The organism is Burkholderiales bacterium, assembly GCA_013695435.1.
In the GTDB taxonomy this organism is placed as follows: Bacteria; Pseudomonadota; Gammaproteobacteria; order Burkholderiales; family JACMKV01; genus JACMKV01.
On sequence record JACDAM010000284.1, the window covers coordinates 1 to 9,437 of the forward strand.

Annotated in this window: 12 protein-coding genes and 1 tRNA gene; 4 read left to right on the forward strand and 9 right to left on the reverse strand. The window is 60.1% G+C overall.

The genetic code is table 11. The annotated features are described in order from the left end of the window. Nucleotides 1-379: 379 nt before the first annotated feature. The 3 genes from thiS to trmB all read left to right on the forward strand — a co-directional run bounded on the left by thiS (nt 380) and on the right by trmB (nt 2,191). Nucleotides 380-580: a sulfur carrier protein ThiS gene (gene thiS, locus H0V78_13865; protein MBA2352823.1), complete on the forward strand. Its 201-nt coding sequence runs from the start codon at nt 380-382 to the stop codon at nt 578-580. A 79-nt stretch (nt 581-659) separates the two neighbouring features. Then, on the forward strand, nt 660-1,472 hold the full coding sequence (locus H0V78_13870; GenBank protein MBA2352824.1) for a thiazole synthase: 813 nt from the start codon (nt 660-662) through the stop codon (nt 1,470-1,472). Beyond that, nucleotides 1,457-2,191 (forward strand): tRNA (guanosine(46)-N7)-methyltransferase TrmB, encoded by a 735-nt coding sequence (gene trmB, locus H0V78_13875; GenBank protein MBA2352825.1) that lies wholly within the window; start codon nt 1,457-1,459, stop codon nt 2,189-2,191. Before H0V78_13870 ends, trmB begins: the two co-directional genes overlap by 16 nt. A gap of 36 nt (nt 2,192-2,227) precedes the next feature. Here the strand turns inward: trmB and H0V78_13880 are convergent, their stop codons facing one another. The 9 genes from H0V78_13880 to lolB all read right to left on the reverse strand — a co-directional run bounded on the left by H0V78_13880 (nt 2,228) and on the right by lolB (nt 9,322). Beyond that, entirely contained in the window at nt 2,228-3,406 is a 1,179-nt protein-coding gene (locus H0V78_13880) for an oxygen-independent coproporphyrinogen III oxidase-like protein (GenBank protein MBA2352826.1), read from the reverse strand. Nucleotides 3,407-3,426: 20 nt separating this feature from the next. Next, nucleotides 3,427-4,026, reverse strand: a complete 600-nt coding sequence (gene rdgB / locus H0V78_13885) for an RdgB/HAM1 family non-canonical purine NTP pyrophosphatase (protein ID MBA2352827.1) — start codon at nt 4,024-4,026, stop codon at nt 3,427-3,429. A gap of 92 nt (nt 4,027-4,118) precedes the next feature. Beyond that, nucleotides 4,119-5,204 (reverse strand): redox-regulated ATPase YchF, encoded by a 1,086-nt coding sequence (ychF, locus tag H0V78_13890; protein MBA2352828.1) that lies wholly within the window; start codon nt 5,202-5,204, stop codon nt 4,119-4,121. Nucleotides 5,205-5,267: 63 nt separating this feature from the next. After that, nucleotides 5,268-5,873, reverse strand: a complete 606-nt coding sequence (pth, locus tag H0V78_13895; GenBank protein ID MBA2352829.1) for an aminoacyl-tRNA hydrolase — start codon at nt 5,871-5,873, stop codon at nt 5,268-5,270. Nucleotides 5,874-5,935: 62 nt separating this feature from the next. Then, the gene (locus H0V78_13900) at nt 5,936-6,625 is read right to left on the reverse strand and encodes a 50S ribosomal protein L25/general stress protein Ctc (GenBank protein ID MBA2352830.1); all 690 of its coding nucleotides are present in this window, start codon (nt 6,623-6,625) and stop codon (nt 5,936-5,938) included. A gap of 74 nt (nt 6,626-6,699) precedes the next feature. Beyond that, nucleotides 6,700-7,632, reverse strand: a complete 933-nt coding sequence (locus tag H0V78_13905) for a ribose-phosphate pyrophosphokinase (protein MBA2352831.1) — start codon at nt 7,630-7,632, stop codon at nt 6,700-6,702. Between the two features lie 99 nt (nt 7,633-7,731). Further along, nucleotides 7,732-7,806, reverse strand: a tRNA-Gln gene (locus H0V78_13910). 17 nt (nt 7,807-7,823) lie between these two features. Then, entirely contained in the window at nt 7,824-8,654 is an 831-nt protein-coding gene (gene ispE / locus H0V78_13915) for a 4-(cytidine 5'-diphospho)-2-C-methyl-D-erythritol kinase (GenBank protein MBA2352832.1), read from the reverse strand. Beyond that, nucleotides 8,654-9,322 (reverse strand): outer membrane lipoprotein LolB, encoded by a 669-nt coding sequence (lolB, locus tag H0V78_13920; GenBank protein ID MBA2352833.1) that lies wholly within the window; start codon nt 9,320-9,322, stop codon nt 8,654-8,656. The genes ispE and lolB overlap by 1 nt, the downstream gene beginning before the upstream one ends. A 17-nt stretch (nt 9,323-9,339) precedes the next feature. Here lolB and H0V78_13925 point away from each other — a divergent pair. Then, a partial coding sequence (locus tag H0V78_13925) for a helix-turn-helix domain-containing protein (protein ID MBA2352834.1) occupies nt 9,340-9,437 on the forward strand: 98 nt, incomplete at its 3' end.

Here is a 9,437-nt window from a genome sequence, read left to right on the forward strand (position 1 = left end):
ACCGGGTTCGGGAAGGCGCAACGCATCAAGCGCGGCCTTGGTGAAATTCAAGCTGTTGCCCATTTTGCACCTTTCCGGGGTTACGCCGGGGTTACATATTGGGTGAAACTACAGCATGTTTCGTGTAACCCGGTTAAGGTGACTATAGGCTATATGTTATGTTTCGTAAAGGTTTATTAAGGTAGGTTAGTCAGTGTGTCTGAGTGCGAATTGCCATTTGTAATCAGAAGGTCGTGGGTTCGACTCCTATTGCCGGCACCATCATCGCGCTGATGAGCTGAAGTTACCCTTGGCAATCTCGTCCGATGTCGCTTGCACTTTGAGAGTGACAGCAGGCGGCGTAAAATTCCTTCATCGCATCGACTTCTATCTGAACCTGATGGAACTTGTCATCAACGGGTGTCCGCGCAGTTTCGGCCAGGTCCGGAATATTGCACAGCTGCTCGCGGAACTCGATCTCGCCGACAAACGCCTCGCGGTCGAGCATAACGGCAAGATCGTGACGCGCAGCCGGTTTGACGACGTGTCGCTCGTTAACGGCGATCGGCTCGAGATCATCACGGCGGTCGGCGGCGGCTAGCCGGGCAGAGCGACCGCGACGCAGTCGCGCAGCACCCCGCTTCAACACCTGCTTTGCTCCCTTCCCCTGATCACTTGCCATGACGACCGCTGATTCGCTCCTGGTTGCCGGGAAAACCTATTCGTCGCGGCTGCTGGTTGGCACCGGCAAATATCGCGACTTTGCGCAAACGCGTGCCGCCATCCTCGCTTCGGGCGCCGAGATCGTCACCGTTGCCATCCGCCGCACCAATATCGGCCAGCAACGGGATGAGCCCAATCTGCTCGACGTATTGCCGCCCAGCGAATTCACCCTGCTGCCGAATACCGCCGGATGCTATACAGCCGACGACGCCGTGCGCACGCTGCGCCTCGCCCGCGAGTTGCTCGACGGACACAAGCTCGTGAAACTCGAAGTGCTCGGCGATGCGAAATCGCTGTACCCGGACGTCGTCGAAACGCTGGCTGCGGCGCGCACGCTGGTCAAGGAAGGTTTCGATGTCATGGTCTACACCAGCGACGACCCGATCATCGCCAGGCAGCTCGAAGACATCGGCTGTGCCGCAATCATGCCGCTGGCATCGCTGATCGGCTCCGGCATGGGCATTTTGAATCCGTGGAACCTGCAGATTATTATCGAGCAAGCCAGGGTTCCAGTGCTGGTCGATGCTGGTGTCGGCACGGCGTCGGACGCGGCGATCGCCATGGAGCTGGGTTGCGACGGTGTGCTGATGAATACCGCAATCGCGGCCGCGCGCGATCCTGTGCTGATGGCTTCGGCAATGAAAAAAGCGGTGGAAGCCGGGCGCGAAGCCTGGCTTGCCGGGCGCATGGCCAAGAAATTTTATAGCGCTGCCCCAAGTTCGCCGAGCGCGGGACTGATCACGCCGGCGGACAAATCGCAGGCAGCTTGAGCGGCGCGCCGCGCGATCGCGCTGATACGGATAGCGAAGCAGCGCGGAGTGCAACGCACCGCCCGATCCGCAGCTTCGTGTTGCGTCAGGGCCGCGTTTCAAACGCGCAACTGCGCGCGCTGGAAACCTTGCTGCCGCGTTACGGCATCGCCTACACGCACACTCCGATCGATTTGCCGCGCGCGTTCGGCCGCACCGCGCCTACCGTGCTGGAAATCGGCTTCGGCATGGGCGAGACGACCGCGCAAATCGCGATCGATCATCCCGAAAACAATTACCTCGCCATCGACGTTCATACTCCCGGCGTCGGCAGTCTCCTGAAACTGATCGAGGAATCGCGTCTGCCGAATGTGCGCATCATCCAGCACGACGCAGTCGAGATTTTGCGCCATATGATCGCGTCGCGCTCGCTGGCCGGTACGCATATCTTTTTTCCCGATCCGTGGCCGAAGTCGCGCCACCATAAACGCCGCTTGATCCAGCCCGGATTCGTGTCGCTGCTTGCGGATCGCCTGCGATCGGGCGGCTATGTGCACGTTGCAACCGATTGGCGGGACTACGCCGAGCAGATGCTCGCAGTGTTGCGCGCGGAGCCGGAGCTTGCCAATACCGCCATCGATTTCGCGGCGCGCCCGGAATATCGGCCACTGACCAAATTCGAGCAGCGCGGATTAAGGCTGGGGCACGGCGTCTGGGATTTGATTTTCACGCGGCAATAGCCGCCGCCCGGAGCCGCTTTGCTTGCCCTTGATTCTTCAAGGCAGAAAAATCTGCAGCAAGTCGTTCAGGAAGCGCTGACCGGGCAGCGTCGGCGCGATGCGTTCGGGCGCGACGACGAGCAGTCCGCGCTGAACCGCCTCGTCGAGTTCGGCCTGTATCGCGGTCAAGGTCAATCCGGTGCGCTGCTCGAATAAATCCGGCGCGAAGCCCTGGTTCAGCCGTAGCGCATTCATCATGAATTCGAAAGCGAGATCGTGCGCCGCGATTTCGTTTTTCTGCTGAACCGGGGCGCCAGTCGAGGCGTGCTCGATATATGCGCGCGGCTGCTTGTAGCGCATCTGGCGAACGATCGCATCGTGCGAGCTGATTTTGCTGTGCGCGCCGGCGCCGATTCCGAGGTAATCCCCGAACTGCCAGTAGTTCAGATTGTGCCGCGCTTCCCTGCCCGGCAGCGCAAAAGCTGAGGTTTCGTAATGGCAATAACCGCGCGCCGCAAGCGTTTCCTCGATGGCCGCTTGCATCGCGCTGGTGTCGTCGTCGGTGGGTAAGGCCGGTGGATATTTGTGAAACAGCGTGTTCGGCTCCAGGGTCAGATGGTACGCCGAGAGGTGCGGCGGCTCGTAGTCGAGCGCAGCGGCGAGATCATCAAGCGCCTGATCCGCCATCTGCCCGGGCAGGCCATACATCAGATCGAGGTTAAAATTTTCGAAATGCCGCCGTGCGATGTCGATCGCGCGCTTTGCCTGGCCGGCGTCATGAATTCGGCCGAGCGCCCGCAAATGACCATCGTTCAGGCTCTGAATGCCGAGCGACAGGCGAGTGACGCCGGCTGCGCGAAAGCCCGCGAAGTTAACCGCATCGACAGTTCCCGGATTCGCTTCCAGCGTGATTTCGATGTCGTCCACGAACGGCAGGAGCGCATCGGCGGCGAGCAGGATTTGCTCAATTGCCACCGGCGAGAAAAGGCTGGGCGTACCGCCGCCAAAAAAAACGCTGACGATTTCACGGCCCAGGACTTCCGGTAACGCGCTCCGCAGATCGGCAAGCAGCACGTCGACATAACTCTGCTGCGGAATTTCGCCGTGCGCCTCATGCGAATTGAAATCGCAATAGGGGCATTTCTTCACGCACCAAGGAATATGAATATACAGGGCAAGCGGCATCGTGCTCAAAGCATGAGGCGCGGCAGGGAGATCGACGGGTTCGCGCCGCATTGGCAATCCAACACTCATATTCACCCGAACCGGACCAGTTTGTCGGCGAGCAAGGTCAGTGCGCGGCCGCGATGGCTGATCGCATTTTTTTGGTCGAGCGGAATTTCCGCGGCGGTCTTGCCCAGCTCGGGAATCACGAACAGCGGATCGTAACCGAAGCCGTTGGCGCCGCGGGGCTCTCCGGCAATGACGCCGTGCCATTCGGCTTCGACGATGAGCGGTTGCGGATCGTTGGCGTGGCGAACCAGCACCATGACGCAAACGTAATGCGCGGCGCGGTCTTCGATACCGCGCAGCGCTTCGAGCAGCCGCCGATTATTGCGCGCGTCGCACCTCGGCTCGCCCGCCTGGTCGGCATAGCGCGCCGAATGGACACCGGGGGCGCCGCCGAGCGCATCGACGCAAATGCCGGAATCGTCGGCGAGCGCCGGCAAATGGCAAGAGGCGCTGGCATGCCGTGCTTTGGCGAGAGCGTTTTCGACAAAGGTCGGATGCGGCTCGGCCGCATCAGAAATTGCGAAAGCGGATTGCGGTGTGGCTTCGATGTTCAGCGGCGCGAGGATCCTCGAGATTTCGCGCAACTTGCCGGCGTTGCTGCTGGCGACGACGAGTTCCGTGATCATTTCGCTTGCGGCCTCGGCACGATTCACACGGACGTGGCCAGGCATTTCGACGCCGCAGGCAGGGAAGCGCAAGGAGGGAGCATTTCTTCTCAGACGTTAAAGCGGAAATGCATGACATCGCCGTCCTTGACGACGTACTCCTTGCCTTCGAGACGCATCTTGCCGGCTTCTTTGGCTTTCTGCTCGCCGCCGCACGCGACGAAATCGGCATAGGCGATGACTTCGGCGCGTATGAAACCCCGCTCGAAATCGGTATGAATGACTGCGGCCGCCTGCGGTGCGGTATCGCCGTTGTGTATGGTCCACGCGCGCACTTCTTTTACACCGGCGGTGAAATAGGTTTGCAGACCGAGTAACTGATAAGTCGCCCGCACGAGGCGGTTCAGGCCCGGCTCGTCGAGGCCGAGGTCGGCGAGAAATACCTGTTTGTCCTCGTCGGGCAGGTCGGCAATTTCGGCTTCGAGCGCGGCGCAGATGGCAACGACCGGCGCATTCTCCTTCGCGGCGAATTGCTGAACGCGCGCGACCAGCGGATTGCCGGGCCGGCTTTTGTCGTCGATATTGGCGACGTACATAGAAGGCTTTGCGGTTAACAGACACAAGGGTTTCACCAGCGCCGACTGCTCTTTGTCGAGCACGAGACTTCGCACGGGCTTACCCTGATCCAGATGTGCGCTGATGGTGTCGAGAAGCGCGCTCATCTTCGCCGCTTCTTTGTCGCCGCTGCGCGCCGACTTGTTATTGCGAATCACCGCTTTCTCAACCGTCGCCAGATCCGCCAACGCGAGTTCAGTGTGTATGGTTTCGATGTCGGAAAGGGGATCTACGCCGCCTGCGACATGCACGACATTGTCATCTTCAAAGCAGCGCACGACGTGAATAATGCCGTCGGTCTCGCGGATATTGGCGAGAAATTGATTGCCGAGCCCTTCGCCTTTCGAGGCGCCCGCGACGAGCCCGGCGATATCGACGAATTCGACAATCGCCGGCTGCGTTTTTTGCGGCTTGACCATTTCGGCGAGCTTCCACAAACGCGCATCGGGGACTTCGACAATGCCGATATTGGGCTCGATCGTGCAGAACGGATAATTTTCCGCCGCAATCCCGGCCTTCGCCAGCGCGTTGAACAGCGTCGATTTACCGACGTTGGGCAAGCCGACAATGCCGCATTTCATATGCGAGCGAACAATGAGGTGCGAGTTGTGGGGCGAAGTTTGGAAAGTACGCTCGCCGACCATTCACGGGATAGTCTTTTTTTCCTCACTCCTCACTCCTTCTGTCTTGGTGTGCAGCTTCAGCATGGCCGCCTGCGTATACCCATCGCGCAGCAGCGGCCAGACGGCGAGACTGTTTGCCATAGCCTCGGCGATCAACACCGCTTCTTCCCGGCGCGGCGGATTCAATACATAGCCGACCACGGCGCTGCGTTCGCCGGGATGGCCGATGCCCAATCGCAAACGCCAGAAATCGCGCGTGCCGAGTTGTGCTGCGATATCCTTCAGGCCGTTGTGGCCGCTTACGCCGCCCCCTTTTTTCAGCTTCGCGGCGCCGGCCGGCAGATCGAGCTCATCGTGCACGATCAGGATTTGTTCGGATTCGATTTTGTAAAACCTGGCTAGCGCAGCTACAGCGCGACCACTCAGATTCATGAAAGTATCCGGTTGCAGCAGCCAGCACTCCCCCTGCGCATGCACGACACGGGCGACCGCGCCGTGGAAACGCGCTTCGTGTTTCAGCGTTACGCGCTCCTCTGCAGCAACAAGAGACATCCACCAGAAGCCCGCGTTGTGCCGCGTGTGCTCGTATTCCCTGCCCGGATTGCCAAGGCCGACAACCAGTTTCATGCGTCTACCGAATCATAAAAAAGCCCGCCGCGACCGGCGGCGGGCTGTCCGCTATCGCGCCGCTATTCGCGGGTTTTTTTGTCGGACTTCTCGGACTTCTCAGGCTCTTTCTTCTCCGCTTCGGTCGTCGCCGCGGCAACCTCAGGCGCGACGGCAGCCTCTTCTTCTTCCTCAACTGGCGCTGCGCGCGGCACGTTGACCGTCGCTACCACCGGATCGTCACCGCGGACCAGCACGATAGACTCAACGCCTTGCGGCAACGTCAGTTCCGACAGGTGTATCGAACTGCCCAGCGCAAGATTGGCCAGATCGACCTCGATCGATTCCGGCAGATCGGCAGGCAGGCAACTGACTTCGACGTCGCTCAGCACATGGCTGACGATCCCGCCGCCCAGCTTCACGCCCGGCGCGATGTCGGCATTGACGAAGTGCAGCGGCACGCGCATATGGATTTTTTCGTCCTTCGAGACGCGCTGGAAATCGACGTGCAGCACCATCGGCCGGAACGGATGCATTTGCACGTCGCGCAGCAGCACTTGCTCGGTGCCGCCCTCGACACTCAGATCCAGAATCGAGGCCTGCAGCGCGCCCTGCTTCAACTGATGGAACAGCGAGTTGTGATCGAGCTCAATGCTTTGCACGGCCTTGTTGGCCCCGTAGATGATGCCCGGAACGCGGCCGGCGTTGCGCAGACGGCGGCTGGCACCCGTGCCTTGCGCTTTACGCGGTGTTGCGCTGACTTCGATTGCCATTTTTTTCTCCTGAGTTGCTCTGAATTACGCGCGCAGCCGCGATCGGCGCGACGCGTTGATCTGAAGGCGAACAATCATTCGACGAACAGCGAGCTGACCGAATCCTCGTTGCTGATTCTGAGCATGGTTTCGGCGAGCAGTCCGGCGACGCTGAGTACGCGGATTTTCGGACATTTTTTGGCGGCCTCAGTCAGCGGGATGGTGTCGGTAACCACCAGTTCGTCGATCACCGATTTGGCAATACGCTCGATCGCCTTGCCGGACAAAACAGGGTGCGTGCAATACGCGATGACTTTGGCCGCGCCTTCATTCTTCAATGCCAGCGCGGCTTCGCAAAGCGTATTCGCGGTATCCACCATGTCGTCCATGATGACGCAATTGCGTTTGTCGACATCGCCGATGATGTTCATAACTTTGGCGACATTGGCTTCCGGCCGCCTTTTGTCGATGATGGCGAGATCGGATTCGAGCTGCTTGGCCAGAGCGCGTGCGCGCACCACGCCGCCGACATCTGGCGAAACGACGACGAGATCGCTGTAGCCCTGCTTCCAGACGTCGCCCAGCAAAATCGGCAGGGCGTAGACGTTATCCACGGGAATATCGAAAAACCCCTGGATCTGGTCGGAATGCAGATCCATCGCCAGCAAGCGGTCGACGCCGACGCTGGTCAGCATGTTCGCGACCACTTTCGCCGTAATCGGAACGCGGGCGGAGCGCGGCCGCCGATCTTGCCTCGCATAACCGAGATAGGGGATCGCGGCGGTGATGCGGCCCGCCGACGCGCGTTTCAGCGCATCGACCATGACCAGAATTTCCATCAGATGATCGTTGGTCGGCGCGCACATCGACTGCAGCACGAAAACGTCTTTGCCGCGAACGTTTTCGAGGATTTCAACCATGACTTCGCCATCGCTGAAGCGGCCGACTTTGGCCCGTCCCAGCCGCATATTCAGGCTTTTGACGACGTCTTCAGCAAGCCTGACATTGGCATTGCCGGTAAATACCATCAGGCTGTCCGGAACTTCGTTAGCCGACAGCGGTTGGCGTTTCAGTCCGGAGCCTGTAAGTCGAGAGGTCAAAACGGATGTCATCAACAATGTGGCGTGTGGCTGGGGAGGTAGGGATCGAACCTACGAATGCCGGAATCAAAATCCGGTGCCTTACCACTTGGCGACTCCCCAAAAAACAACCCAGGAAGCTAAAAACCGTGCAGCGGATGACGATCGAGTCCGCGTGCGGCAAAGCCCTCCATGGTTGGCGGCAGTTGGGCGAGCACTTGCCGGGCTTCCTGCTCGCTGGGGAATGCGGCAAAAACACAAGCGCCAGAACCCGTTATCGCCGCCGCCGAGAATCGCCGTAGCCATGCCAGATGCTGTGCGACAACCGGGTAATTGCGACATACGACTGGCTCCAGGTCGTTGCGACCCTGCCCGACCGAAAAGTCGGTCATTCTGATTGGAATCGTATTTCGTGTCAATTCAGGGTTGGTAAACACACCGGCCGTCGCGACGGCAATCGGCGGGCTCAATACGACGTACCACGCCGGCGGCAACGAGACAGCTTGCAGCCGTTCGCCCACGCCTTCGGCAAATGCCGATTCGCCGAAAACAAACACGGGCACATCGGCGCCCAGCGCAAGCCCGAGTTCCTGCAAGCGCTCGCGGCTCAAGTCCAGCCGCCACAGGCGATTCAGCGCGATCAGCGTGGTCGCCGCGTCCGAACTGCCGCCGCCCAGGCCGCCGCCGAATGGCAGCCGCTTGATCAGGGTGATATCCACGCCTTGCGAGCTTTCGGTTGCCGTCTGCAGGAGCCTGGCTGCCCGCACGCAGAGATCGCTTTCGGCCGGCAGGCCAGCGACCGCATTGGTTCGCGTGATTTCGCCATCGGCGCGCAATGCGAAACTCAGGCTGTCGCCGAAATCGATGAAGCGAAACACGGTTTGCAGCAAGTGATAGCCGTCGGCGCGACGACCAACGACGTGCAAAAACAGATTGAGCTTGGCTGGCGCCGGCAAACCCGCGAAGTGCACTATTCGACGTTCCAATCGTCGATAATCAGCTTGATTTCGAGCGTGCCGTATTGCAGGTCGATGCGGGAAGGCAGCGCGCGATGCGGCTCTTCGCCATAGCGCGGAAATGTGATGCGCCAGGCGTTTTGGGTCAGGCTGGTCAGGCGCCCGGCGTTGTCGCGCTCGATAACGGATGGCGTATTTTCAGGTGCGACCCTGCCCAACACCCAGTGCTCGAGCCCGGTCAGCGGCAAGGTCCAGCCGAGCACGTCCCGCGTCAGGCTTTCGGCGTCGACGGCGCGATGGGTTTGCTGATCGGCGACCAGAGTCACGCCTGTCGCGTCTCGCTCCAGAAACGCTACAGTCTGACCCAGGGGTGAATTCAGGAAAATCCGATCGAGCGCCGCCGGCCTGCCGTGCTCCCAGCGCACGTTGCCGGAGAATCCCTGATCGTCGTAGCGTACGGCAAGCCGTCCCGACAGTTCAAAATGAGCGATTGGCGACTGGACTATCGGCTGGGACGCATCCGGGATACTGCGCGTAACGGCGCAGGAAGCAACAAGAAACAGGCTGGACAGGGCGAGAAGCAGGCGGGCCCGACGGGCAGCCCAGCCGGATCGCGCAAGCTGCGCATAATCAGATGGCTGGAAAACTGGCGATACCCTGAATTCACGAATCAAGTGCAACACCCGTATAAGGTGTTGCCATGGGAACCCGATATGAACAACTTACCTTAGCCGAGCGCATTGAACTCTACCGTCTGTATAAACAAGGTGAACCGATGAGAGCGATCGCCAAAGCGCT

Excerpts from the sequence above, each read along its gene's own strand:
- thiS (MBA2352823.1), top strand. The coding sequence starts at position 380 with ATGGAACTTGTCATCAACGGGTGTCCGCGCAGTTTCGGCCAGGTCCGG.
- H0V78_13870 (MBA2352824.1), top strand. The coding sequence starts at position 660 with ATGACGACCGCTGATTCGCTCCTGGTTGCCGGGAAAACCTATTCGTCG.
- H0V78_13880 (MBA2352826.1), bottom strand. The coding sequence starts at position 3,406 with ATGCGGCGCGAACCCGTCGATCTCCCTGCCGCGCCTCATGCTTTGAGC.
- ychF (MBA2352828.1), bottom strand. The coding sequence starts at position 5,204 with ATGAAATGCGGCATTGTCGGCTTGCCCAACGTCGGTAAATCGACGCTG.
- pth (MBA2352829.1), bottom strand. The coding sequence starts at position 5,873 with ATGAAACTGGTTGTCGGCCTTGGCAATCCGGGCAGGGAATACGAGCAC.
- H0V78_13900 (MBA2352830.1), bottom strand. The coding sequence starts at position 6,625 with ATGGCAATCGAAGTCAGCGCAACACCGCGTAAAGCGCAAGGCACGGGT.
- H0V78_13905 (MBA2352831.1), bottom strand. The coding sequence starts at position 7,632 with ATGGTATTTACCGGCAATGCCAATGTCAGGCTTGCTGAAGACGTCGTC.